Below are 26,442 nucleotides of genomic sequence, written 5' to 3' on the forward strand. Positions count from 1 at the left end.
CCCCCCTTACTTCAACCGAATACGTGGATCAACAACTGCATATACAATGTCTGCGAAAAAATTCGAAACAATTGTTAAACAAGAAAGAAACATCGTAAATGCCATTAACACTGTATAATCGCGGAAATTTAATGCCTCTAATTGAATACTACCAATCCCTGGCCAGTTAAAAATTTGTTCAATAATAATCGCTCCTGAAAACAAACCTGGTAATTCAAATGCTAATAACGTAATTGCCGGCAATATTGCATTTTTTAATGCATGCTTATAAATAACCGTCTTCTCCTTCAAACCTTTCGCTCTTGCTGTTCGTATGTAATCTTGTCTTACAACCTCTAACATACTTGTTCTAAAATAACGAGTTAGCGAGCCGACCCCAAGAAGTGTCAAAATAAATACTGGTAAAATCATATGTTTTGCAACTTCTATCACGTAAGCAAATCCTGTTGAATTACTGCCAACATCAATCATTCCACCTATCGGCAATAATTTAAGATCCACTGCGAACACCTTAATTAGAAACAAACCAATAAAAAATGAAGGAAATGACATTGCCGCAAAGATACCAATTGTTACAAGCTTATCGAATAAAGAATGTTGCTTCGTCGCCGAGAATACACCGATAATAAGTGCAATTAGCCAAATAAAAAATAACGCAATAACTGCTACACTAAAAGAATTCCAAATAAATTTATTTAATAATGATGTTACAGGTTCTTGATATTGAAGCGAGAAACCAAAATCTCCTTGCAAGGCATTACCTAACCAATGAAAATAACGCTCAATAATTGGCTTATTTAATCCATACAATTCCCTAAGCTCTGCTGCTCTTTGTGGTGTAATCTTAGGATTTGAATCAATATAATCCCCCGGAAGAAGTGCAAACAGGAAGAAAATAACAATTGATGTTCCAAATAGTGTAGGAATCATTTGTAACAACCTACGAACGATATACGTCTTCACCCTTTTCCTCTCCAATCTTATGCTTAAAATAGAAGAACATTTTTTCGAATCAGCATATTACTAGCTGAATGAAAAAATGTCTTCTACTTATACATTCTTCTCGTTATTTTTCAATAGATAATACTGGCGAGTTCGAACTAATACTGTCATACTTCTCAGGATCAATTCCTTTAATGTTTCCATTGTAAGCTGTGATGACTCTACGATAATTCAATAAAATTACTGGCGGATCATCACTTAATTCTTTGTATAGTTCTTTATAAATCGGTTTACGTTTTTCAATATCTACAGTTTCAAGTCCCTTTTTAATTAATGCATCTACTTTTTCATTTTTATATCCTAGGGTATTATCATCACCATCCGAGGAGTAGCCACCTACAGTTTCACTTGGATCTGTTGTAATTGGTGTTGCAACAGAAGCTAAATCATAATCTCCTTTTTTTACTTTTGACAGCATCGTATTAAAGTCCATAAATTCAGGGTTGAATTCAACGCCTAATTCTTTATAGTTCTCTTTTGCAATCGGAATAAATAAATCACCGTCTTTTGCCGAGCTTGCACCATAATACGTTAATTTAAGCTTTTGACCATCTTTTTCACGAATTCCGTCTGAACCAGCTTTCCATCCAGCTTCATCTAATAATTTCTTCGCCTTATCTAAGTTATATTCGTACTTATTAATCCCCTCTTCTGTATAAGCCCAAGATGTTGGATGAATTGGAACATTAGCTACTGTACCGTATCCTTTAAAAGCTGTATCTACATACTTTTTACGATCCAAACCATAAATAAGAGCTTGACGAACTTTCTTATCTTTTAAATACGGTTTTTTACTATTCATTCTTATATAACTAAATGAAGAAGCCGTCTCTATTTCAACATTTGCAAACTGCAAACTCTTCACTTGTTCTAAAATTTCATCCCCATAACCTACTCCTGTATAATCTATCTCACCTGTTTGGAATAATTGGAACTTGGTATCCGGTGAAGTAATTTTATAAATAAAGTTTTGAATTTTTGGTTTACCTGCATAATAATTTTCATTTGCTATAAAACGAACTTCCTGTCCTGGTATATACTTTTCGAACTTATATGGCCCCGCAGCTATCGGTTTTCCATATAACTCTTTTAAATAATCTAAACTAGTATTTTGTTTATACTCTTTTCCATAATAAGCTTTCGATAATACTGGACCACCTAAAGCAATTAGCGCTTGTGAGTTAACTTTTTCAGTCGTAATTTTAATTGTTTGTGGATCAACAACTTGAATTCCTTCAATAGACGTCGCTTTTCCCTCTTTATATTCTTTTCCACCTTTAATTACATATTGTGAAATATCATCGCCGCCTTCATATGCTTTATCATGTAGAAGTGTTAATGTAAATGCTACATCGTCGGCAGTTAATGGCGATCCATCACTAAATTTCAAGTCTTTACGTAAATGAAATGTATATGTTAATTGGTCTGAAGAAACATCCCACTTCTCAGCAAGATCCGGTATCGGTTTTCCTTGTTTATCTGTTGTAACAAGAGAAGCAAATATAACCGATGTCACATTACCATCCCAACCATTCTCTTGAAAGTAAGGTAAGAAAACTCCCCCAGGCTTGGAGATACCTGAAATAAAAGTATCTTTTCTATTTTTTGCCTTATCAGGCACCTTTGTCTTATCTGTAGCAGCAATCTTTTCAACTTTTACATTTTTTAAATCCTGCTGTTTAACCGGTTCTGTAGAAGCCGCGTCCTCCTGTCCCCCACAAGCAGACAACACAAGCGAACTACTCATTAATACCGAAAATACACCAGCCCATTTTTTTGTCTTTTTCTTCATTGTCCCCACCCTAACTTTTTATGATTATACCCTCTGAACGAATTACCTTATGTATGCCTCCCACAGCAACATTTATAGCCAATCGGAAAAGTCGGTTTTAATCGTAAAAAAATAGATGTTTTTGAGGGGTAACAATCTTATTCCGACCTTTCCGGTAGACTTTATGATTATTAGCTTATATCGTTCATTATGTTTTGTCAATTCTTTCTAAATAAATATTTTTAGAATTTTTCCAAAATTTTATCTCTACATTTATACTTTAAGAAAACTCAGCTATAATTCGTATTAAAAACTTAAAAATCTACTTCTATTTCTTCAGCATGAAACATAGAATACTAATAACCAATTACCAAAAAGGGGGCGAAAATATGGACAACCTATTCCAATACGTCCTGCACTACGTATTATTAACAATTATGATAGTCGGGGCGCTATTACTATTCCCGTTCTTCCCAAAGTTCGTCCTCTTTTTAGCTTTTTTTATCATGCTCGGGATCGCTATTATAATTTCAACAAGAGAAGATGCCACGCAGAAAGAGAGCAGAGTTCAGCGCGTAAAGCTGTAACTTTGCTCTCTTTTCGTTTTCAATCACTAGTCTCTGTTACACATATTTATCCCGCTATTTGCCGGGCAGTAAAACCCCCACTGATTAAAGTTTCACTTTATCTCTCGGGAAATAATTAGCCTTTGTTTTTGTGATTACTCCTATTGAAAAGCCACTAATGACATTTATTTTTCACCTTATCATTTCATACGCTTCACAAGCTATGCAAATTGAGGAACACGGATTTATCTAAGTTACTGTTTCACGTGAAACACATCGCTTCATTTAATCTTTAAAGCAAAATATCATTATGAAAAAGCCACTTCCTCCAGCAAAACTGAAAGGAAGTGGCTTTCTACTCTTTACTCCATAATATTCTCTAACTCACTATATAACTTCGCTCGTAACAACTCTTTCATCGTTTTTTCCTCATATAATTTTTCAAGTCTTTCAACATCAGCTACATGTTCCATTTCACATTCTATTGCATATATATCTTCTTCTACATGCATTAACTCATTTTCAATCTCTTCAAGATTCCTAGCTTTTTTCTCTTTTACTGGAACCATTTCAACACTCTTTCTCCCTTGGCGTTTCTGCTTTATTACTTGCTTCTCAAGCTTTTCTTCCCATTTTTGACGAGCCCATGCATAGTTTCCTGCAAACTCAAATAATTTACATTCATCAATCCAGTACGTCTTTTCAAATAACTTATTTAAAAAATAACGATCATGTGAAACAGCTAGGATTGTTCCATTATATTGCTCAAGGGCTTCCTCTAAAACTTCCCTTGATTCAATATCAAGGTGGTTTGTCGGCTCATCTAAAATTAGAAAATTGATGTCTTGATACATAAGTTGCGCAAGTCTTAACCTCATTTTTTCTCCACCGCTCAGTTGCGTTACTTTCTTAAATACTGCTGGACCATAAAATAAAAACTTAGCCAATATATGTCTTGCTTCTCCTTCGGTTACAGCTACATACTCTCTAAATGCTTCCAATACATTACTCTTCACATTTCCATACGTATGCTGTGATAAATAACCAATTTTGACACTACTACCAATTCGAATTTCACCAACGTCTGGATTTATTTCTTCTAATAGTAGTTTTAATAATGTAGTCTTTCCTGTACCATTACGACCAACGATAGCCGCACGCTCTTGAAAATGAACATGTAAATTCGCTTGTTCAAATAAAGGTCGGCCAGCAAAACCTTTACTCACTTCTTTCATTACAACAACATCTTTCCCGCTTCTCTCTTGCCCTTCAAACTGAAGACCCATCTGTTTTCGTTCTAAAATTGGCCTCTTTAATTTCTCTATACGTTCTAACGCACGTTCCATATTTCTCGCTCTTTTATGCAATCCTTCATTCGGAGGGTTCGCTTGATTTGCCCATTCACGTAGACGCTTAATTGCTTCTTTCATTTTCTTTATTTTCTTTTGTTGCTCCTGATAAGCTTGAAACTCTTGAAGTAATTTTTCTTCCTTCTCCTCAACGAACTGAGAATAATTCGTATGGTACACGTGAATCTCTCCATCTTCCAAATCAAAAATTTTCGTTACAACTTCATCAAGGAAATAACGATCATGTGAAATAACCATAACTGTTCCAGTGTATTCTTTTAAAAATTGCTCTAACCATTCAACTGCAAATAAATCTAAATGATTTGTTGGTTCATCTAATAGAAGTAAATCTGGTTTCTGCAATAGCATATATGCAAGGCTTACTTTCGTCTGTTCTCCTCCACTTAATTCCGTAAACACTCTTGAAAATAAGTCTGTCACTTGTAAGCCATTTGCTACCTTCATTATATTTGCCTCGATTTCATAACCACCGAGAAACGCAAATTTTTCTTGAATGACTCCATACCTCTCCATTAACTTTTCCAAAGCAGATTGTTCCTGTTCCACCGCCATATTTTTTTCTAAAGCATGCATTTCTTTTTCTAATTCCTTTTCTACTTTAAAAGCAGAACTCAATACATCATATACAGTCATAGCCTCATCAAACTTCGGAATTTGTGCGACATGACCAATACGTGTACCTTTCTTCATATGAATGGCTCCTGCATCCAAACTCTCCCTTCCCGTCAGAAGCCCAAAGATTGTTGTCTTCCCACTACCGTTACGACCAACTAATCCAACACGTTCACCATTCTTTATTTCAAGCGATATATTTTCAAATATGGTGTTTCCACCAAAAGATTTCGTTACATTATTTACACTACAAATAGTCATTTTCCGTACTCCTTTCAATATAAAAAACCATGAGAAAGAAACATTCCCCATGGTTTTCGGCATAGAAAAAGGAAGCCAAACAGCTCCCTTTTCACACGTTTATTAAAAATGGGTGAAGAGATTTCTATCGTTCAATAGTCACTATGCAATTGTTAAAAAAGGGCATACGTATCCCGTTAACAACTACATCATGAAAAATCGCACGACAAAAATAGATAAAATCTAAAAATTTGGCACGTGCAGCTAAAGAACGTTTCATCTCATTCACCCCTTTCGTACGGAATTTAATACTTACTTCTTTATTATACTTTCCAATTTCATGTTTGAATAGTCATTTTTCTGAAAATAATGAAGATAGACTAAACATTTCAATAAGTGACATCAAATCTTACAAAACTGTTATGTTCACGTAATGGAAAGCGATAGTACGAAAAGATGCCTCCCTATACAATAAAGATGTAAACAAGAGAGACAAACAAAAGGAGGAAACAAACATGATGAAAGAAATCGTAAAAGCAATCTTTGAGGTATTAGTGAACGGACAAGCAGTTGTAAAAGAACTAAATGAACTATAAAAAGGAGTGAAGAAATATGATGAACATGGTGAAAATGATTTTACACGCTTTAGTCGATGCAAAAGCAGTTAGCCAAGAATTAAACCAACAATAAAAAGGGGTATATGAATATGAAGAAAGCCATTATTATAATTGCAAGCACAGCAATTACTTTATACACAATAAAAAATAGAAAAAAGAAAAATACTGAAAATGTTCTATATTATCCATACACACTATTAGAGAAAAAATAAAAGACAAGGTACCCTATCGTAATGAGGATATCTTGTCTTTTATTTTTTCCATATTGCCTTTAGAGGATTTCCTCCTCCTTTTCCCGAATGTATTAAGCGGGATTTTTACACATATTTTAAAGGGGCATATATACAAATGGATACACAACAACTATATTTTTTAAACGATATCGGTAAACAAAAACCAGAAAGTATTCGGAATAGAAGCGTTGCATGTCCATTTTGCGATAAAGAACATTTAACGGATATTTTAGCAACTGATGGTTCTATTATTTGGTTAAAAAATAAATTTCCTACATTACAAGATACATTTCAAACAGTGTTAATCGAAACCGGTAATTGCGAAGATCATATCGCAACATATACAGAAGAACATATGCGGAAATTAATGCAATTTTCTATTCAACATTGGTTACACTTACAGAAGAAAGAAGAGTTCGCATCTGTGATTTTATACAAAAATCACGGTCCATTTTCAGGTGGAAGTTTGCATCATGCACACATGCAAATTATCGGAATGAAATATGTAGATTATCTTGAAAATATTGAAGAAGAAAATTTCCAAGGGGTAATTGTTCAAAAAAACGAACGCATTGAGCTTAATATTTCAGAGCGTCCCATTATCGGCTTCACTGAATTCAATATAATCATTGATAATATTTCATATATAGATGATATGGCAAATTACATTCAGCAAACTGTACGTTACATACTGACAGATTTTCATAAAGGATGCAGTAGTTATAACTTATTCTTCTATTACTTAAATAGAAAAATTATTTGTAAAGTTGTTCCTAGGTTTGTCGTTTCACCGCTGTATGTAGGATATAAAATACCTCAAGTTTCTACAAAACTAGAAGAGGTGAAAATACAACTCACGCAGTATTTTACGAAAGAAAAGGCTGAAATTATTCATAAAAAAACAGAGTAGGTATCAAAACCTACTCTTTAATTACACCTTTATTTCGATAGTACACATCTTCTAATCCGATGTTATACTTCATGTTATTATCCGTCCACTCTGGCCCTAAATTCCCTGGCCACCCAGATGTATTCGCTATATATTTCAGTAATGCAAAATCAGTTAAACCTTTTTGCACCCCGCGCTTATATCCTTTCATCAAATGCGGCATTGCAATTTGTGCATTTGTACGTGGATCTTTCAGCTCATCATCAGTTAAATGTTCTGGTGCAAGCCCGCCGCCGCGGTGTAGTTGAAACAATCCGAATGAAGTTCCATTATCTCCAACACTTCTTGGATTTAATCGACTTTCATGCTCAGCAATTGCAAGAGGTATCCATTCCGGAAGATTTACTTTCTTAGCTTCCTCTATAATGATTTGTTTCATCTGTTTTGCTTCTTCTGAATCAACATAGCTTGTTCCATTCACTAGCTTATCCATTCCTTCAGACTTTCCTTGGAAATATAAATATACCCCAAGAACAACTAAAAATCCTACAAAGAATTTCTTCACTACCTCTACCTCTTTCTCCGCTGAAATTTGTCCCCTTTCAGCCTTCCCTTTACAATTACCTACATTCTACTACTCTTTTATCATAGCAAATAACTATACATATTATCATCATGCTTTAGACCGATTTTGTGAAAAAAAAGCTGGTAAATACGTACAAAAATGTAACTTTCATAGACTATAACGCATTCATTGTATATAATTGTAAATTGAATTCTAAATATAAACTAGGAGAATAATAATATGAAAAAATGGCTGTTACTCTTATTTAGTTTACTACTATTAATTCCTGTCCCTATTTCTGCACAAAAAACTGAACAACCAAAAACCCTTATTTTATACAGTTCAAACGATGATCAAATTACAAGCGATATCCAAATACTTAATACACAAGTAGGGCATTTCACTAATAATATAACAATTAAAAACATAAAACAGTTAGCTGAAATAACTGATAAATCTTCGTATACACATGTTATTTACATGGGTGAAAAACAAGAAGAACTTTCTACTGAAGCAAAGGAATTTCTAGAAGGCTTCCCAGGACCATTACTAGTTTTAGGTCAAAATATAGAACAGTTATCTACTCGTTTTTCATTTATCACACTTAAAAATGAAGATATAAACTCTGATACAATTGAATATCCAACACGTAAACTAAAGAATATATTAGAAGAAGAAAGATCAATTAAACAACTTGATACAAACGGCACAATTCTCGCACATGCTTTAAGAGGAAATAATACTTATCCATTAATTGTACAGCAAAATAATTCTTATTATGTAGCAACTTCTAACCTCTTTGATTGGATATCTTATTATATTGGCGAAAGCCTATTTTCTTATTTTCGGCAAAAACCCGAAACCAATAAAAAATTAGCTTATTTACGTCTTGAGGATGTTCACCCAGCAGCAGATATAAATCAATTGAAAGAAATTGCTGAATTACTAAAAGAGAAGAAGATTCCTTACATGATCACTGTTATTCCTGTATATACAGATCCAGATACAGGTAAAACACTACATTTAAAAGATAAACCCAAACTAGTCGATCTTTTACGCTCTATGCAAGATGATGGCGCAGCGATTATTATGCATGGTTACACTCACCAATTTTATGATAGTGAAACTGGGGAAGGTTTTGAATTTTGGGACGTAAAGACGGATCAACCAATTCGCCAACCGAAACATGAAAAACCGAAGTCAAAAGATGAATTTCCAAATATAGAGTCATATAACCAATATGTAAAAAAAGGGGAAGAGTTTGAGGAAAAATATACGACAGATCACATCGAAAAGGGGATTCAAGAACTTGTAGATGCTAAACTATATCCTGTCGCCTTTGAAGCACCTCATTACACAATGTCTCAAAAAGGGTATGAAATATTATCAAGATACTTTTCAACTTATGTAGGACAACTACAGTTAAGTGATACAACTTGGAAATCCATGCACTCTCCAGCATATAGAAGTACACCATCATTTCTACATGGAATGAAATTAACGCCTGAAACAGTCGGTTTTATTGAAGAAGATAAGCCACAAGCTATTGCTAAAATGAAAGCAAATGCTTTATCTGTTGCTAAATTATCCGATGGGATTATTGGAGCATTCTATCATCCTTACTTAGGTGTGAAACCATTAAAAGAAGTGTTAAAGGATCTAGAGAGTATTCCAAATATAGAATGGATTGATTTACAAAAGGAAAAGAATGAAGTAAAAATGAAAGGTATTCATATTACTACGAATAAAGACGGCATTCACGTTAAAAAACCAACAAGTGCAAATGACATAATTGATTATATAAAGCAATATGGCTTCTTCCTTATACTAGGATTCGTTATTATTGTCTTTCTTTTATTATTAAAACGCGCGAAAAAATTAGAATCCTAATACAAAACCATCGAGCGGAACGCTTGGTGGTTTTTTGTCCTATATCAAACCGTGGCATTTTATTAAATACATTCAATTTTTACTTTTTCCGTTACATGATTAAAACTATAATTCTCCTATCCTTTCAAATAAAATCGACTTGTATTTTCATATATTGTTTCTGCAACCTTATCAATGGATATGTTTTTTATAGAACTAATTTCCTTTAATACCTCTCGAATCATTCTTGGATGCGTTACAACACCCTCTTGAAATTCCCACGGTCCATCTGTTTCTACCATCATATATTCAAGCGGATAATACGAAACGATTTTTCTAATCTTCTCCTTATGTAAAACATCCGGTGTAATCGAAATATAATAACCATTTCTCATCATCCGTTTCATTGTTTCATCGCTTCCTTTAAACCAATGGAAGTGTGCACGTGAAACTTTATATTTCTCTAGCAAATCACATACAATGTCAGCATCTTCATAAACTGCATGTAATACAATCGGCAAATTATACTTACTAGCTAGTTCTATAAATTTTTTCAATACAGCTATGTATAGACCTGCAGCAATTCTTTCATCTTCTTTTCTCAAATAATAGGGCAAACCTACTTCACCAATCGCAACAATTTCCTCTGCGTTCTGTTCAATAAGTTGATAAATCTGTTCACACTCTTCTTTATGAATCTGTTGCTCTGGATGAAACCCTATCGCTGGATATATAAAGGGATACTTCTTCGCTAAAGATAACGTTTCCTTACAAGATTGATAATTCATAGATACCGCAATAAGCCCCTTTATTTCATTACTATTTTCCACCTCTTTTAGTAATCTGCTCTTCTCTTCATCCTTATATTGATCAACATGTATATGACTATCAATCCATTTCATCTTTATGCCCCCATAAAAAAAACAAGAAAGGACTTCCTTTCTTGTTTTAGCATCTATATTATTTAACAATTAAGTTTGTTATGATATCAAATAATCCAATACACACTACGGCAACAGTAAAGTAGCTACAGAAATCTTTAATTGGTAACTTCACTACTTCTTCTTTACTCATCCCATTTTTCTCCCTTCTTACTAGATCCCTAATTATTTTTCTATTTGTATCTATTATGCAAAAAATATGACAAATTTACTATCGAATTAACTTACGTAAACCTTACAATGTTGTAAGGTTTTAAAAAAGATCCCCATCTTGATTCAGATGAGGATTATTAAAAATTAGTTGGTTTTTCATTCTTCATTACAAACAGAAAGTAATACATTGAGACTTTCTAGTTACACTATATGAAAATTACTATCTTTTAACTATCGAATTACATTACAGAAGGCTTACATGTTTGTAAGTTATGTGTAATGTAATTCGATAGTTCCCCTTACTTATATTTCGTACAATAAAATTAGAAAGTAAGCCAAATAAGAAGAACAATCACATAACCAAATTACATTGCTAGTAGCTACTCTTCTTATACCTTTCACCCATGCTACTACAATGTACCCCCTTCCCCTTTATATAAGAAAAAATCCTTAGTCTATATGGACTAAGGCTTTTTTGCTAACCTTAAAAATACCCTTACCCAGTATTTTTATTTTCGACAAAAAATAGCTGGGGGTATATTTCTCTATCTCACCGTTAAAAGTTTACTCTTCGCATTTATAGGAATATTTGCAACCTCAATCTCTTCAATGGACTCACCGTAACGCCCTTTTGCAAAAACCTTTAATGCTTCATCTCTCTTTAACATATGCTTAACCGTTTTCTTTATTTTCTGCTCTCTACCACGTTCATCGAATGCAATGAATTCATATTCATACCACTCATCACCGATATGCTGACCAATTGTATTCACAACCGTATAGTATTCTTTCGTCTTATAAAATGGATTATATTTATCGATAACCGGTCCAAGTTTCGTAGGCAGTAACATTACTACTATCACTATCATCGCTATTATAGTAGTGATCATTTTTTTCTTCATAATAAACATTCCTCCTCTGCAGGATATATATACATCCATTTTAAAAAGGGGGAATAAAATCTACTATTGAATCTCATTACATTACACTTACATTTTTGTAAGAATTAAAAAAGGTGAACGAATTTACTCGTTCACCTTTTAGCTTGCTTTAAAGCCACCGCCAAGTACATCACGTACATCGTGTATAACAACGAAAGCATCTTCATCTACCCGGCTAATAACTTGTTTTAACTTAACAAGCTCTTGTTTATTAATAACAACATATAAAACTTCTTTATTTTTACCAGTATATCCGCCGCGCCCTTCCAATACAGTAACACCGCGTGTCATATTTTTCGTAATGGCCTCACGAATTAAATCTGGTTGATTTGAAATAATCGTAACAGCCGTTTTTGTATCCATTCCTTCTACAATGAAATCAATCACCTTCGCTCCGATGAACACAGCTACAAGTGTATACATTGCCTTTTCTTGCCCTATTATAAATACAGAACCAGCAATTACAACAATATCAATAATTAGTACGCCTTTACCTACACTCCAACCTAAATATTGATTTGCTAACCGAGCTAAGATTGCTGATCCTCCCGATGTACCTCCGGCTTTGAACATACAGCCTAATCCAATACCCACAAATAAACCAGCAAATAAAGCTGCTAATAATGTATCACTATTTACATGATACTCAATATGTTCTGTAACGTATAAAAACAAAGATGTTTCTACAATCCCTAAAATTGTATAAATCATTGTTTTCTTATCAAAAAATTTATAACCAACAGCTAGTAAAATTGCATTTATAGCAAAATTCACAATCCCTGGTGACCAATCAAATAAGTAGTACGTAACAACCGTTAAACCAATAATTCCACCTTCCGATAAACGGTTTGGAATTGCAAAGTAATTAATACCAATTGCGAATAATAATGAACCAATTGTAATTAGTGTTATTTCCTTTATACGTTGATTAACCATAGTTCATACCCTCCCCCCATTTGACATTGTATCACTATCTCCTAGAGGTTTAGAAGTGGTTTTTATTCCGCATTTTCCCTCTTAAAAATTGAAATATTATGTTTAAACAGAGGGTTGATTAATTATTCATATTTGCTCTAACTACATGGACAAATCGCTCCACATTCCCTTTCTGAATATGCTTAGCTCTAACCGTTTCATGATTATAAGTAAACTCAAAGTACGGATGAAAATCTATGCTATCTATATGCAAATATGAGTACTCTTTAAATGTTGAAGGATAGTACGGAAATTTCCCGTAAAACAGGAGACGTCTAGTAGTGGCAACAAAAATTCCATGTTGATAACATAACATGAAATTATCCTTCTCAAAGATCCCTACTACAAAGGCTAAAATTTTTTCGTCATCCTCTATATACTTGTTCACACTTAATAAAAGTTCATTCATGCATATCCCTCCAAATACTATTCTTGAAAAGAATCCATGGATTATTACAGACCGGTTTAACTCCTTTATAAAGTATGAAACGCGTTTCCTGTCAAAGATATTTCAAAAAAATAATCCGTTATGCGATTATACACATAACGGATTAAGATTAAACTGTAGAACGTTCCACAAGTTCGTATGGAATTTCCAGCTTTTCTTGTTCAGAACTCTCATCATTCACTTTTCTATGCAACATTTCAAAAGCAGTTTTCCCTATCTCCTTTAAATTTTGATCAATAGTTGTCAATTGTAACACTTGCGAGATAGGTTGATTATCCAAACCAATAATTGCTAAATCTTCAGGAACTCGAATACCTAATTTCCCAACTTCCGTCATAACCCCAATCGCAACTTCATCGCCTGCTACTATTAATGCTTCAGGAAGATCCTGCATCTCTTTTAACTTATGAGCCACTTTTACACCGTCTTCTAGTGTAAAACATTCTGTAAAAATCCATTCTTCATTAACCTCTTCGTCTATAGATTGCAATTGCTGTTTATAAACATCAAAACGCTTTTGACTACTCGGCCCTAATTTTCTTCCCGTACAATAACCAATTTTTTTATAACCTTTCTCAATCAAATAATCCATTCCTAATTGAAAGGCCGCTGAATGATTCGTATATACACTTGAGATGTTTGAAATATCATTGTCTTCACAAGCAATTATTGCGCCGTAAGAAGCATACGGTTCTATCGTTTCCCAATCATTTGCACGTGAACAAATAATAAGACCATCCAATTGTTTTGTTTTTAACATATGTAAACTTTTCATTTCTTCTTTTTTATTATAATTCGTTTGGCAAAGTAGCACCCTGTAATTATGAGTTAACGCTCCCTCCATCATTCCCCCTACCATTGCATCAAAGCTCGGGTGATTAATGTAAGGTAGAATTACACCAACAATATTCGTCTTTCCTTTTGATAAATGAACAGCATTTGCGTTTTGCGAGTAATTCAATTTCTCAACTATCTCTATAACCGCTTTCCTTTTTTCTTCACTTACATATGGGTGATCATTCAACACTCTCGAAACAGTCGTAACTGAAACTCCCGCCATCTTTGCAATATCTTTAATATTAGCCATACACTCACCTCTACCTTTAACTTAATGAATCTCATGAACATATGTCAAATCTTCTTATCATTACACCTTCATTCGTTTCTCTTACAAAAGTGTAATTTTTCTGTAAGCTAATTCGATAGTTACTTTCCGCAACATTTCATACAATTGAGTCAGAAACAGGGTAACAACTATTCGAAAAGGAGCGGATTAATATGATGAACAAAATGAAAACGAACAATTTCTTAAATACAATGGGCATGGTATTTTCCGCTCTTATCGACGCAAAAGCTGCTGCTTCTACATTAAACAAGTAAGGAGAATATATTATGAATAACATCACTTTTAACAAATTAGATTTTTTAGGACTAGCTAGTGGCTCTCTTCTTCTTACTGCTTTTATTTACGCCGCTACGCTTGTATAACTTTGTGTCCCCTTTCCCCTTTATTATAAATAGCAATAGAAAAGACGACCGTCTATGCCCGGTCGTCTTTTCTTATTTTTGATTTGATTGCAAAGCTTCTTTTAACTCCTCAAACTTCTCATTTAATTGATCTGTCATCATTTTCATAGCGGTTTTTCGATCTATTTGTTCTCCAGCCTCAATTTGAATTGGATCTCCAAAAATCAATTGTGCCTTTTTTCCCTTTATTAATTCTTTTACACTTGATGGACCAACATAAGCTGCTGGTACTAACGGAACATTAGAACGCATCGCAATTGTCACAGCACCCGCTTTTAATGAAACATCTTCCGCTGATCTTGTTCCACTCGGAAAAATCCCTACTACCTTTCCTTCTTTTAATAAACGTGATGGAATTTTAAGTGTACTTGGTCCTGGATTCGCACGATCTACAGGGAATGCATTTACATTTTTAAAGAACCAATTTTTGAATTTCCCTTCAAATAATTCTTTCTTGGCCATGTAATGAATTTGAGTTGGATACATCCCTGTAGCTAACATTAATACATCCATAAAACTTGTATGTGTACATGCAACAACATACGGTCCACCTTCTGGTAGCTTTTCTCTTCCTTGTACTTCTACTTTCCCAGCTGTTTTAAATATATATTTCAACAAAAATGTAATTGGTTTATACATTTGTTTCGTCCCTTTCTAAACATCCGAAGTATAATCATATTCTTACAATAATTATAACACTAAGTTTTAGGAGTTGGTAATAAAATTAAGAATGAATTGTTAAATTTCAATTCTTACAAAAGTGTAATTTTCTTGTAAGCTAATTCGATAGTTACTTCTTACTATATTTCATACAATTAAGTCAGAAACAGGGCAACAATTATTCGAAAAGGAGTCGATTAATATGATGAACAAAATGAAAACGAACAATTTCTTAAATACAATGGGCATGGTATTATCGGCTCTTTTCGATGCAAAAGCTGTTGCTTCTACATTAAACAAGTAAGGAGAATGTATTATGAATAACATTACTTTTAACAAATTAGATTTTTTAGGATTAGCTAGCGGCTCTCTTCTTCTTACTGCTTTCATTTACGCTGCTACGCTTGTATAACTTTGTGTCCCCTTTCCCCTTTATATAGAAAAAGACGACCGTCTATGCCCGGTCGTCTTTTTAATTTTTTCTTTCTTTCAACTCTTTTAAAAGCTGTATCAGCTCAGCTTGTTGTTTTATCTTTTTACGACCATTTCGATTAATTGCTGCAAGCTCACAGGCAACTCCGACGGCGAAGAAAAACAATAAACTTTCTAACATGTGAAATCCTCCATTTGCCTATTAAACAGCTTGACGTAATTGTTCTTCTTGTAAAACTCTCTTATTTATATTTTCTTCTTTTCTCTGGCAAACGTTATTGCGAATAAGTGCTGCAATAACAAGTACAGTCCCTATAATATCAAACATTGTGATCTGATACCCTTGCATCATCATAATAACTAAAGTCGTAATTGGTACAAAATTAATAAATAAAATCCCATTAATGGATGATAAAATTTTCACACCGTAGTTCCAAGCAAGTAGCGCTACAATACCTGGCAATGTCATCATAAATAACAAATCATACTTCACAATAGAAATCGTTCCCATACTAGGAACTGAAACATATCCAAGCGACGTAATAATTACCGTTATAATTCCTGTAACAGTCGTACCGAATACACACGTCAACGTAGAATAACGTAATGTTGACCAATCACTACACGTTTGACCACCCATCGTATAAATAACCCAGCCTACAACACCAATAAATATAAATGCTAATGAGAACATATTATCTTTCAATGTTACAAAGAAACTCATGTCACCTTTTGTAATAACAAACACAGCTCCTACAAAAGCAATAACCATACTCGTTATCATATACTTCTTCGGTTTTATATGCTTATATCCCCATAAAATACAAATAGAAATCATCGGCATAAGTGATTCCATAATGGAAGCTACCATTACACCCGACTTACCCATTAACATTTGCCCTAAAAATATGAGGACATTATATACTGTAAATGCCATCGTTCCAAAAAAGACGAGTAACTTTCCTCTTCCCTCTAAACGAAATGCCTGTTTTCCTTCTTTCATTAACAACAATACAATCAGCATTATCGCCACTGCTCCATAACGAATAAGCGAAAAATAAAATGGATCTATGTATTCTAGCGCATGATCAGCAACTGGAAACATCGCTCCCCATGACATACTCGCAATTAAACACGCTAAAGCCCCTATTATCATTTGACCTCTTCTCACCGCAATCCCCCGTTTCTTTCTATTTGCACAAAGAGAATTGTAAAAGAAAAAATATATCACGTAAAATGATTCAAAATGATGTTAACTATCATTTATAATGATAGTTAACATCAAGGGGGATTACAAAATGGAATTACGAGACTTACAAATCTTTAAAAGCGTTGCTGACCAGGGTAGTGTAAGTAGCGCAGCAAAGGAATTAAATTATGTACAATCAAATGTAACTGCACGTATTAAACAACTAGAAAACGAATTAAAAACCCCACTCTTCTACCGCCATAAACGAGGAATGACTTTAACAGCTGAAGGAAGAAAAATGCTCGTTTATGTTAGTAAAATTTTGCAAGATGTCGACGAACTAAAACAAGTATTTTTAGATAGCGAAACACCCTCCGGTATATTAAAAATCGGTACAGTCGAAACAGTAAGTACACTGCCTACCATTTTATCTTCTTACTATAAAAGCTATCCGAATGTCGATTTATCATTACAAGCGGGTCTAACAGAAGAATTAATTAGAGAAGTACTTGATCATCAATTAGATGGTGCCTTTATATCAGGTCCTATTAAACATCCACTAATCGAACAATACGATGTTAGTACAGAAAAATTAATGCTTGTAACACAAAATAAAGCTTTTCATATAGAAGAATTTACAACAACGCCTCTACTCGTTTTTAACCAAGGATGCGGATACCGTTCCAAACTAGAACGATGGCTGAAAGACGAAGGTTTGCTACCAAAAAGAATTATGGAATTCAATATATTAGAGACAATATTAAACAGCGTTGCACTCGGCCTCGGAATTACACTCGTACCACAGTCTGCTGTCCATCATCTTTCTAAAGCAGGTAAGGTACATTGTCATGCAATTCCTGAAAAATACGGCAGTATTTCAACGGTTTTCATACGCCGTAAAGATAGCTATATGACGAATTCAATGCGTAGTTTTTTAAAAACAATTGAAGAACATCATCATATCAATATGCTGTGAAAGACATTCTTACATGAATGTCTTTTTTTCTTACAAAAGTGTAAGTCTTTCGTAAGCTAATTCGATAGTTGCAAGTGGACATATTTCCTATAATTAAGACATAAGCAGGGCAACAACAATTCGAAAAGGAGCGGATACGCATGATGAACAATATGAAATCAAATAAATTTTTAAATACAATGGGCATGGTGCTATCCGCACTTGTCGATGCAAAAGCTGTTGCAACTACATTAAACAAATAAGGAGAGATTATAATGAACAACATTACTTTCAACAAATCAGACTTCATCGGACTTGCAAGTGGAGCTACTCTCCTTACGGCTTTCATTTACACACTTGCTCAAGGTCTTGTTTAACACTTTGTATCCCCAAACCCCTTTATATAGAAAAAGCAGCTCGTCTTATAGACAAGCTGCTTTTTAGTTTGTTTCATATATAATTTGACCTGTTTTCGTAATATCATATCCACCAATCGCATTTAATTCATTATGAAATTCTTCCGATTGCAGAATGTCTTTCACGACTTCAATCAGCTCTTCATTTTCTTTATTCTTCAAAATTACTAAATCATACTGTTCTTTCATGATTGGAATAAAGTCCACATTTACAATTTGCGAAAACTTTTCTGAACCTACTCCTACATCAGCTTTTCCATTTGCAACTTGCGTGGCAACACCCAGATGATTCGATTCTTCCCATTCATATCCACTAATATCAGCTTTATTTAATTTTTGGATTCGTAATTGTTCATCCACTAACACTCTAATACCAGAACCCTTTTCTCGATTTATAAACTTTATAGTGGATCTGGATATGTCGGCCCATGTCTTTATTTTCTTCGGATTTCCTTTTTGGACATAAAATCCTACATTTCTGGACAATAAATTAATCATAATACATGGCTGGCCTACTAAAATGCGTTTTACATAAGGAACATTATATGTACCCGTTTCACCATCAAACAAATGCAAACTAACGATACTTCCTTCTCCTTGATACATTTTCACTAAACTTGTTAAGCTACCTTGATACGCTCTTAAAACATTAGAACTTGGCAAACGATTTTCTATACGTTTAGCTAACATATCTAACGTTAGTTCTTGACCACTAATAATACACGTGTTCAAGATACTACTACCATCGTTTTTTACAGGAGTAACTTGTACCTTTCCTGTTTTCATTTGTTTTATATATTGATCTAAATCTGCTGCATCAATGCGCATCTGTCTACCAACTCTATAAGAAGGAAGTTCTCCTTTTTTAATTAAGTCGTATACAGTTAATTTTGATACTTTTAATCGCTTTGCTACTTCTTCCGTTGTGTAGGAATGATGATCCATAGACGATTCCTCACTTTCTTCTTTCATTGTAACAAAGAAAAGAATATTTCTCCTATTTTTTAAAAATAGATATATGTTCAAATTATATTCAATTATAACTAGTTATATTTAGTTATATTTAGTTATAATTAGTTATAATTAGATGTGTCAAAACGAAAGGGGATTTTTTTATGAATAAATTTACATTACGTTCGATTGGGGCACTTATACTTTCTTTTCTTCTTATATTTAGTGTTGCATGTACAAACGGAGATAAGAAAGAGAAATCAACTGCTAAAGAAGGAAAAGCAGTTGAACTTACTATCTCAGCTGCTGCAAGCTTACAAGATGCATTAAAAGAAATTGAAAAACAATATAAAGAAAAAGAACCCAATATTAAACTTTCTTTTAACTTCGGTGCTTCTGGAGCACTTCAACAACAAATTGAACAAGGTGCACCTGCTGATTTATTCTTCTCTGCAGCAGAAGATAAATTCCAAACCCTTGTAAAAAAAGGATTCATTAATGAAAAAGAAGGGAAAAATCTTCTTGGAAATGAACTAGTTCTAGTCATCCCTAAAGATAGTTCTCTTACAAAATTTCAAGATTTAAAAGATGAGAAAATCAAAAAAATTGCACTTGGTACACCTGAATCTGTACCTGCTGGAAAATATGCAAAGGCTTCTCTAACACACGAAAACCTTTGGAATGATGTTCAAAATAAAGTCGTATTTACAAAAGATGTTCGCCAAGTGTTAACATATGTAGAAACAGGGAATATCGATGCTGGTATCGTATACAAAACAGATGCTCTCATTTCAGATAAAGTAAAGATTGGTGAAACAGCAGCAGCTACTTCTCATGAGCCAATCCACTATCCTTTAGGTGTTATAAAGGAATCTAAACATAAGAAAGAGGCGACTTCATTTTATGAATATTTGCAGTCAAAAGATGCACAATCTATCTTTAAGAAATATGGATTTACAGTCCTGTCGTAATTACTATGAGCATTGATGCTATTATATCGCCTGTCTTTCTATCTTTAAGAGTAGCTGCGTGTGCCACTATTCTCGTTACAATTTTAGGGACGATTGTCGGGCGAGCACTAGCTCGCTCCTCATGGCGATATAAAGTACTATTAGAAACTATATTTTTATTACCAATGGTACTTCCACCAACTGTTATCGGCTTCTTTCTCATTATCATCTTTGGAAACAACAGCCCGATCGGAAGGTGGGTTGAATCATTATTTCAGCAGTCTATTATGTTCACATCTACCGCTGCGATCATCGCTTCTACAGTTGTTGCATTTCCGCTTATGTACCAATCAGCGAAAACGGGATTTTCTATCGCAAATGTACAAATTGAAGAAAGTGCTCGTGACCTTGGCGCAAGTGAATATCAAGTTTTTCTGCACGTTACACTTCCGCTCGCATTTCCTGCATTACTAAGCGGGATGATTTTGAGCTTTGTCCGCGCGCTCGGTGAGTTTGGTGCTACACTCATGTTTGCCGGGAATATCCCTGGTAAAACACAGACAATCCCGACTGCAATTTACATGGCCATTGACGCAAGTAATATGCAACTCGCCTGGACACTTGTGGTTATCACTATTAGTATGTCACTCCTATTTCTGCTATGTATTCAGCTTATTAACAAAAGAATTACTAACCCTTAAAGCAGCTTTTTTGGAAGCTGCTTCTTTATTTCTTAGGAAATAAAGAAGCAGTCGGGAAATAACTGAATTTTACCTCTTATTTAAATATACATTTTATTTGAATTCACTTTCTAAAATAGGCAATTTCCTGTTATTATATGGAGGTGTTTCAAAAAATGAAGAAATGAAAACGCATTTATATCGTGAATTCTTCATCCTGTTTTAGCGATCGGTAATCTTCTACTCTATTAGTGGGGCATTACCGATCGTTAGAACAATATGTAACTATATTGGTATAGCAAACCGAAGGGAGTCTTGTAATGGACATTTTATTAGCGCTTCTTCCTGCAATTGCATGGGGAAACATCTTATTAGTAAGCGTAAAAATGGGCGGTGGTGCATATAGCCAAACGGTAGGTATGACAATCGGTGCTCTATTCTTCGCAACAATTATGTATGTATTTACTCAACCAGCTTTAACAATGACAGTCTTAATTGTTGGGTTTATTTCAGGTTTATTCTGGGCTTTAGGACAAGTAAACCAATTAAAAACAGTTGAAAAACTAGGTGTTTCAACTACCGTAACAATTTCTACTGGTATGCAACTTGTTGCAACTTCTATCTTTGGGGTTATCGCTTTCCGTGAGTGGACTACTACTACAACGATTATTCTGGGAACGATTGCAATCCTATTAATCGTAGTTGGTGTTGTATTCACATCATTAGATGATAAAGAAAATGCTCAGCCACCAGGACAATTGAAAAAAGGACTTCTTACTTTAATTGTTTCTACTTTCGGCTATCTTGTATATGTAATTATTATTCGTTGGTATAATATCGATGGTTGGTCTGCTATTTTACCACAAGCAGTTGGTATGTTTGTTGGTGCGGTTGTACTGACGTCTAAACATAAACCATTTAACAAATATGCAATCCGTAATGCTTTATCTGGTTTACTATGGGGAACTGGAAATTTATTCTTACTCCTTTCATTACCACGTGTTGGAGTAGCAACAAGCTTCCCATTATCTCAAACTGGAATCGTTATCTCAACATTCGGTGCGATTGTATTCTTAGGTGAAAAGAAAACAAAACGTCAATTGATCTTTATTGCACTAGGTAGTGTTTTAATTATCGGCGGCGCTGTATTACTTGGTATGACAAAAGCATAATCTTACATTCTATTAGTAAACCCCTGAAGCATATGTGCTTCAGGGGTTTTTTAATTCTAATTATTTTCTAGATATAATTATTTGTATGTTCTTGCTCCTTATAATTGCTCTTCCACTCTAGCAAACCAGCTACACATATAAAGAGATTAATAATAGCTAATATTAGCATGACGTATAAAGTAATAGCCCTTTCCTTTACCATGAATTTCCGCCTTCTCATTATCCATTCCACCTACGATAAGTCTTTTCTTTTTACAAAATTCCCTTAAAAATGATATCGTTTTTATAACATATCTCTACTAGAAAGGAATAAAGGATATGGCAACTAAACATCGAATTTTATTTATTGGCGCCGGTCGTATGGCAGAAGCTATATTTTCCGGATTACTCAAAACAAGCAAAGAATACATCGAAGAAATTATCGTCTCTAACCGAAGTAACGTAGAAAAGCTCAAACAGTTACAACATCGATATAATGTGTCTACTGCAACAGATTGGAAGCAGCATATTACATCTGTTGATACGGTTGTTTTAGCAATGCCACCTTCTGCTCATGAAGAGTTATTAACTGAGCTATCTCCGTTAATATCAAATCAACTTGTCGTAACAGTAGCAGCTGGCATTGGACCATCTTATTTAGAAGCTAGACTCCCAAAAGGCACGCCTGTTGCTTGGATTATGCCTAATACAGCTGCTGAAATTGGAAAGTCTATCTCCTTATATACAATGGGACAATCAGTAAATGAGTTGCATCAAGAAACCCTGCAACTGCTTTTAAGAGGCATTGGTACTTCACAGCTTTGCACCGAAGAAGAAGTTCATCAGCTTACTGCAGTTACTGGAAGTGCGCCAGCCTTCCTTTATTACTTTGCTGAAAGCTTAATTGAAGCAACAAAAAGTTATGGAGTCGATGAAGAAACCGCAAAACATCTTGTCATTCAAATGATTTCTGGCTCTGCTTCTATGCTTGAACAAACGCAAAATCCAGCTAACCTCCGAGAACAAGTAACAACACCAGGTGGTTCCACAGCTGAAGGTCTCAAAACTTTATATGAATATAATTTTTCAGAGGCAATTCAAAAAGCAGTAGAAGCAACAAATAAAAAAGCTAGGGGGAAATAATATGAATTTAACAAATTTAAAAGACTATACAACATTACATAATGGTGTGAAAATGCCTTGGTTCGGTTTAGGTGTTTTTAAAGTAGAAGATGGTTCAGAAGTAATTGATTCTGTAAAAGCAGCAATTAAAAATGGCTACCGCAGCATCGATACTGCAGCAATCTATCAAAATGAAGAAGGCGTTGGACAAGCGATCCGTGAATCCGGTGTTTCACGTGAAGAATTATTTATTACATCAAAAGTATGGAATAGCGATCAAGGCTATGAATCAACACTTCAAGCATATGAAACTACATTAGAAAAATTAGGGCTAGAATATTTAGATTTATATTTAGTACATTGGCCTGTAAAAGGGAAATATACTGAATCATGGAAAGCGCTAGAAAAACTTTATAAAGATGGCCGTGTTCGTGCTATCGGTGTGAGTAATTTCCACATTCACCACTTACAAGACGTATTTGAAATTGCTGAAATTAAGCCAATGGTCAATCAAGTGGAATATCACCCACGCTTAGCACAAGAAGAATTACATACTTTCTGTAAAGAACATAACATCCAGCTTGAAGCTTGGTCACCATTAATGCAGGGCCAACTATTAGATAACTCAACATTACAAGAAATTGCGACAAAATATAATAAATCAACTGCGCAAATTATTTTACGCTGGGATTTACAAAACGAAGTTGTAACAATTCCTAAATCAATTAAAGAATATCGCATTATTGAAAATGCAAACATCTTCGACTTTGAATTAAGTGCTGATGATATGAAAGTAATTCAAGCTTTAAATGAAGATCGTCGCGTTGGTCCAGATCCAGATAACTTTAACTTCTAGTAGAAAAACCACTGCCATATGCAGTGGTTTTTCGTTTAAGAAAACTGAAAATTTAAACTATATTTTATTTAGTTGACACTTCATTATTCAAGGTGTAAGATTTTGAATTATCAAAGAAACACAAAAATTAATAAAATTTATTCGTTTACTCATTGTATCAAGAGAGGTGGAGGGACTGGCCCTTTGAAACCTCGGCAACAGGTTCATTTTGAATACTGTGCCACTTCCTGCAAGCTTTATGCTTGAAAGATAGAATGAGGGACTTCGTTTATATACGGGTGCATAACTTGTACGTAAAAATCCCTCTTTCTCAATATGAAAAGAGGGATTTTTTATTTTTCATTTCCCTCATCATCATCCAAACTTAATTATTTAGGAGGAAAATCAAATGAAAAAGAAGTTTGTACCCGGTATTGCATCAGTTGTAGGAGTAAGTATTTTATTAGCTGGTTGCGGTAGTTATAAAAACGAAGCAAGCGGAGCAAATGCAAAAGACGAGGCACCTAGTAAACAAGTTTTAAACTTATCTTCACCTACTGAAATACGAACAATGGATACGGCTCGTGCTACAGATACTGATTCTGGTCAAGTAATGAGAAACGTATTTGAAGGTTTATATAATCTTGGTGAAGGTAACAAACCTGTTCCTGGTGTTGCACAATCTCATGAAGTAAGTGGCGATAAAACGAAATACACATTCCATTTGCGAGATTCAAAATGGTCAAACGGCACTCCTGTTACAGCTAAAGATTTTGTGTTCGCTTGGCAAAGAGCCGTAGATCCAGCAACAGCCTCTGAATATGCATTTCTATTCTTTGATATTAAAAACGCAACAAAAATTAACAACAAAGAACTTCCAGCCGACCAACTTGGTGTAAAAGCAGTTGATGACCATACGTTTGAGGTAGAATTAGAGCGTCCTGTTCCTTATTTTATTAGCTTAACAGCGTTCCCAACATTTCTACCAATTAATGAGGAATTCTTTAAAGCACAAGGTGATAAGTACGCTTTAGAAGATAATACAATCTTGTACAATGGAGCTTTTACACTAAGCGATTGGAAGCACGAACAAAGCTTTAAATTTAAGAAGAACCCTACCTATTGGGATAAAGATACTGTTAAACTAGAAGAAATCAATTTTAACGTCGTAAAAGAAAAATCAACAGAAGTAAATTTATTCGAGTCAAAACAATTAGATCGTATAAAACTAACATCTGACTTCGTTGATAAATATAAAAAAGATGCTAACTTTAAAGAACGTCCAAACGTAGGCGTACAATTTTTACGTATGAATCAACAAAACAAAGTACTTCAAAACGTTTCTGCACGCCAAGCAATCGATCAAACAATTGATAGAAAATCCTTTGTAAATACGTTATTAAATGATGGCTCTACACCAACATTTGGTCTCGTTCCAAAAAACTTTGCAAAAGGACCTGAAGGAAAAGACTTCCGTACTGCAAACGGCGATTTAACAAAAGTTGATACAAAATCTGCACAAGAGTTATGGAAAAAAGCTAAACAAGAGCTTGGTTCTGAAAAGATAACATTAGAATTATTAACGAGTGATGCTGACCTTGATAAGAAAACTGGTGAATTCTTAAAAGGACAACTAGAAAAGAATTTAGATGGCTTAACAGTAAATATAAAACCGCAGCCGCGTAAGCAACAAGTTTCGCTTTTATTAAAAGGTGACTACGAAATCGGAATTGATGGCTGGAGCCCTGACTTTGCTGATCCAATCACATTCCTTGAGCTATTTACAACGAATAATCCTTACAACTTAGATCATTACTCTAATAAGGAATTCGATGAAACAATAGCAAAAGTGAAAACAACCTTAGCTGGTGATGAAAAAGCTCGCTGGGAAGCATTACTAGAATCAGAGAAAATATTATTTAAAGACTCTGTTATCGCTCCTCTTTATCAAAAAGGAGAATCTTATTTAGAACGTTCTTACGTAAAAGGAATTGTGCAAGTAGATTTTGCTGGTCAGTTAAACTTCAAATGGGCAAAAATTGAAAAATAAAGTGAAACTTTAATAATTGGGGTTTCTTCATCCCCAATTATTATTAGCCCACACCAATTGTTTTTTTAGCAAAATATATTAAAAGCAGATTCTCTCATACAAGAGAATCTGCTTTTTTAATATATTATTCTAAGAAATTAACAATCTGTTTTTATTATTGACATATAGTTCTTTCCAGTGTTAATATTCTAAATAATCAAAGAAACAAAATATTTCACCATCAAAATATAACGTCCACTACGTTAAAAGATATAACGATAGATTATAGTTCAACATGTATATACATATAGAACACCTGATTACCTACATGCACATATCTATAATGGGTTTTA

The 26,442-nt window shown here is 34.1% G+C and carries 29 protein-coding genes and 1 riboswitch; of the genes, 14 read left to right on the forward strand and 15 right to left on the reverse strand.

Translation table 11 applies throughout. The features are described from left to right. Positions 1-6 precede the first annotated feature (6 nt). A complete protein-coding gene (locus C4S65_RS24385) occupies positions 7-963 on the reverse strand; it encodes an ABC transporter permease (RefSeq protein ID WP_000860745.1) in 957 nt (318 codons plus the stop codon). Positions 964-1,066: 103 nt separating this feature from the next. After that, on the reverse strand, positions 1,067-2,794 hold the full coding sequence (locus tag C4S65_RS24390) for an ABC transporter substrate-binding protein (protein ID WP_061666729.1): 1,728 nt from the start codon (positions 2,792-2,794) through the stop codon (positions 1,067-1,069). A gap of 368 nt (positions 2,795-3,162) precedes the next feature. On the opposite strand from C4S65_RS24390, the gene C4S65_RS24395 reads away from it, so the two are divergent. After that, the gene (locus C4S65_RS24395) at positions 3,163-3,360 is read left to right on the forward strand and encodes a hypothetical protein (RefSeq protein WP_000369254.1); all 198 of its coding nucleotides are present in this window, start codon (positions 3,163-3,165) and stop codon (positions 3,358-3,360) included. Between the two features lie 341 nt (positions 3,361-3,701). Here C4S65_RS24395 and abc-f read toward each other — a convergent pair whose 3' ends face one another. Together abc-f and C4S65_RS35360 are read right to left on the reverse strand one after the other, a co-directional pair. Next, a complete protein-coding gene (gene abc-f / locus C4S65_RS24405; protein ID WP_142391580.1) occupies positions 3,702-5,633 on the reverse strand; it encodes a ribosomal protection-like ABC-F family protein in 1,932 nt (643 codons plus the stop codon). A 73-nt stretch (positions 5,634-5,706) separates the two neighbouring features. Then, a complete protein-coding gene (locus tag C4S65_RS35360) occupies positions 5,707-5,841 on the reverse strand; it encodes an RAxF-45 family protein (RefSeq protein WP_000830643.1) in 135 nt (44 codons plus the stop codon). Positions 5,842-6,261: 420 nt separating this feature from the next. Between C4S65_RS35360 and C4S65_RS34060 the strand changes: the two genes are divergently transcribed. Then, positions 6,262-6,390, forward strand: coding sequence for a hypothetical protein (locus C4S65_RS34060; protein ID WP_002083998.1), 129 nt, complete (start codon positions 6,262-6,264; stop codon positions 6,388-6,390). Positions 6,391-6,526: 136 nt separating this feature from the next. Then, positions 6,527-7,321 (forward strand): DUF4931 domain-containing protein, encoded by a 795-nt coding sequence (locus C4S65_RS24420; RefSeq protein WP_086406729.1) that lies wholly within the window; start codon positions 6,527-6,529, stop codon positions 7,319-7,321. 10 nt (positions 7,322-7,331) lie between these two features. Here the strand turns inward: C4S65_RS24420 and C4S65_RS24425 are convergent, their stop codons facing one another. Continuing rightward, on the reverse strand, positions 7,332-7,865 hold the full coding sequence (locus C4S65_RS24425; protein ID WP_000713249.1) for a transglycosylase SLT domain-containing protein: 534 nt from the start codon (positions 7,863-7,865) through the stop codon (positions 7,332-7,334). Between the two features lie 240 nt (positions 7,866-8,105). Between C4S65_RS24425 and C4S65_RS24430 the strand changes: the two genes are divergently transcribed. Then, on the forward strand, positions 8,106-9,755 hold the full coding sequence (locus tag C4S65_RS24430) for a polysaccharide deacetylase family protein (protein ID WP_061666732.1): 1,650 nt from the start codon (positions 8,106-8,108) through the stop codon (positions 9,753-9,755). Positions 9,756-9,871: 116 nt separating this feature from the next. On the opposite strand, the gene C4S65_RS24435 is transcribed toward C4S65_RS24430, so the two are convergent. The 5 genes from C4S65_RS24435 to C4S65_RS24460 all read right to left on the reverse strand — a co-directional run bounded on the left by C4S65_RS24435 (position 9,872) and on the right by C4S65_RS24460 (position 14,279). Continuing rightward, the gene (locus C4S65_RS24435; RefSeq protein ID WP_061666733.1) at positions 9,872-10,636 is read right to left on the reverse strand and encodes a TatD family hydrolase; all 765 of its coding nucleotides are present in this window, start codon (positions 10,634-10,636) and stop codon (positions 9,872-9,874) included. Positions 10,637-11,373: 737 nt separating this feature from the next. Then, positions 11,374-11,730, reverse strand: coding sequence for a YxeA family protein (locus C4S65_RS24445; protein ID WP_000728423.1), 357 nt, complete (start codon positions 11,728-11,730; stop codon positions 11,374-11,376). A 138-nt stretch (positions 11,731-11,868) separates the two neighbouring features. After that, complete coding sequence (locus C4S65_RS24450) at positions 11,869-12,705, reverse strand: YitT family protein (protein WP_000248046.1); 837 nt, start codon at positions 12,703-12,705, stop codon at positions 11,869-11,871. Between the two features lie 118 nt (positions 12,706-12,823). Beyond that, positions 12,824-13,153, reverse strand: coding sequence for a PH domain-containing protein (locus C4S65_RS24455; protein ID WP_001004229.1), 330 nt, complete (start codon positions 13,151-13,153; stop codon positions 12,824-12,826). A gap of 148 nt (positions 13,154-13,301) precedes the next feature. Continuing rightward, positions 13,302-14,279, reverse strand: coding sequence for a LacI family DNA-binding transcriptional regulator (locus tag C4S65_RS24460; RefSeq protein WP_061666735.1), 978 nt, complete (start codon positions 14,277-14,279; stop codon positions 13,302-13,304). 305 nt (positions 14,280-14,584) lie between these two features. Between C4S65_RS24460 and C4S65_RS24470 the strand changes: the two genes are divergently transcribed. Next, complete coding sequence (locus tag C4S65_RS24470; protein ID WP_001060007.1) at positions 14,585-14,680, forward strand: DUF3948 family protein; 96 nt, start codon at positions 14,585-14,587, stop codon at positions 14,678-14,680. A gap of 72 nt (positions 14,681-14,752) precedes the next feature. Here the strand turns inward: C4S65_RS24470 and C4S65_RS24475 are convergent, their stop codons facing one another. Beyond that, positions 14,753-15,358 carry a lysophospholipid acyltransferase family protein gene (locus C4S65_RS24475; protein WP_000277778.1) on the reverse strand — a complete coding sequence of 202 codons (606 nt, stop codon included), beginning with the start codon at positions 15,356-15,358 and terminating at the stop codon, positions 14,753-14,755. A gap of 337 nt (positions 15,359-15,695) precedes the next feature. On the opposite strand from C4S65_RS24475, the gene C4S65_RS34065 reads away from it, so the two are divergent. Further along, on the forward strand, positions 15,696-15,791 hold the full coding sequence (locus C4S65_RS34065; protein ID WP_001060007.1) for a DUF3948 family protein: 96 nt from the start codon (positions 15,696-15,698) through the stop codon (positions 15,789-15,791). A 60-nt stretch (positions 15,792-15,851) separates the two neighbouring features. Here C4S65_RS34065 and C4S65_RS24485 read toward each other — a convergent pair whose 3' ends face one another. Beyond that, complete coding sequence (locus C4S65_RS24485; protein WP_000894065.1) at positions 15,852-15,992, reverse strand: YrzO family protein; 141 nt, start codon at positions 15,990-15,992, stop codon at positions 15,852-15,854. Positions 15,993-16,013: 21 nt separating this feature from the next. Then, entirely contained in the window at positions 16,014-16,982 is a 969-nt protein-coding gene (locus C4S65_RS24490) for a DMT family transporter (protein WP_002004285.1), read from the reverse strand. A gap of 127 nt (positions 16,983-17,109) precedes the next feature. Between C4S65_RS24490 and C4S65_RS24495 the strand changes: the two genes are divergently transcribed. After that, the gene (locus C4S65_RS24495; RefSeq protein ID WP_023520844.1) at positions 17,110-17,976 is read left to right on the forward strand and encodes a LysR family transcriptional regulator; all 867 of its coding nucleotides are present in this window, start codon (positions 17,110-17,112) and stop codon (positions 17,974-17,976) included. Positions 17,977-18,230: 254 nt separating this feature from the next. Then, positions 18,231-18,332, forward strand: a complete 102-nt coding sequence (locus C4S65_RS24505; RefSeq protein WP_001060018.1) for a DUF3948 family protein — start codon at positions 18,231-18,233, stop codon at positions 18,330-18,332. 63 nt (positions 18,333-18,395) lie between these two features. Here C4S65_RS24505 and C4S65_RS24510 read toward each other — a convergent pair whose 3' ends face one another. Further along, on the reverse strand, positions 18,396-19,316 hold the full coding sequence (locus tag C4S65_RS24510; RefSeq protein ID WP_002094235.1) for a substrate-binding domain-containing protein: 921 nt from the start codon (positions 19,314-19,316) through the stop codon (positions 18,396-18,398). Between the two features lie 170 nt (positions 19,317-19,486). Between C4S65_RS24510 and modA the strand changes: the two genes are divergently transcribed. From modA to C4S65_RS24525, 3 genes are all read left to right on the forward strand, one after another. Next, entirely contained in the window at positions 19,487-20,293 is an 807-nt protein-coding gene (gene modA / locus C4S65_RS24515; RefSeq protein ID WP_001032241.1) for a molybdate ABC transporter substrate-binding protein, read from the forward strand. 5 nt (positions 20,294-20,298) lie between these two features. Further along, the gene (modB, locus tag C4S65_RS24520; RefSeq protein WP_002152004.1) at positions 20,299-20,973 is read left to right on the forward strand and encodes a molybdate ABC transporter permease subunit; all 675 of its coding nucleotides are present in this window, start codon (positions 20,299-20,301) and stop codon (positions 20,971-20,973) included. Between the two features lie 299 nt (positions 20,974-21,272). Continuing rightward, positions 21,273-22,124, forward strand: coding sequence for a GRP family sugar transporter (locus C4S65_RS24525; protein WP_000353546.1), 852 nt, complete (start codon positions 21,273-21,275; stop codon positions 22,122-22,124). A 67-nt stretch (positions 22,125-22,191) separates the two neighbouring features. Here C4S65_RS24525 and C4S65_RS34615 read toward each other — a convergent pair whose 3' ends face one another. Continuing rightward, positions 22,192-22,344 (reverse strand): hypothetical protein, encoded by a 153-nt coding sequence (locus C4S65_RS34615; RefSeq protein ID WP_001254374.1) that lies wholly within the window; start codon positions 22,342-22,344, stop codon positions 22,192-22,194. 98 nt (positions 22,345-22,442) lie between these two features. Here C4S65_RS34615 and proC point away from each other — a divergent pair, with 98 nt between their 5' ends. The 3 genes from proC (at position 22,443) to C4S65_RS24540 (ending at position 26,110) form a co-directional block, all read left to right on the forward strand. Continuing rightward, complete coding sequence (proC, locus tag C4S65_RS24530) at positions 22,443-23,246, forward strand: pyrroline-5-carboxylate reductase (protein WP_000201593.1); 804 nt, start codon at positions 22,443-22,445, stop codon at positions 23,244-23,246. A gap of 1 nt (position 23,247) precedes the next feature. Further along, positions 23,248-24,081, forward strand: a complete 834-nt coding sequence (locus C4S65_RS24535) for an aldo/keto reductase (RefSeq protein ID WP_001054776.1) — start codon at positions 23,248-23,250, stop codon at positions 24,079-24,081. A gap of 151 nt (positions 24,082-24,232) precedes the next feature. Beyond that, positions 24,233-24,337, forward strand: a riboswitch (SAM riboswitch). A gap of 132 nt (positions 24,338-24,469) precedes the next feature. Beyond that, positions 24,470-26,110: a peptide ABC transporter substrate-binding protein gene (locus C4S65_RS24540; protein ID WP_000726437.1), complete on the forward strand. Its 1,641-nt coding sequence runs from the start codon at positions 24,470-24,472 to the stop codon at positions 26,108-26,110. The last annotated feature ends 332 nt before the right edge of the window (positions 26,111-26,442 follow it).

It is taken from the genome of Bacillus sp. ok061, from assembly GCF_900108285.1.
Classification (GTDB): domain Bacteria; phylum Bacillota; class Bacilli; order Bacillales; family Bacillaceae_G; genus Bacillus_A; species Bacillus_A thuringiensis_S.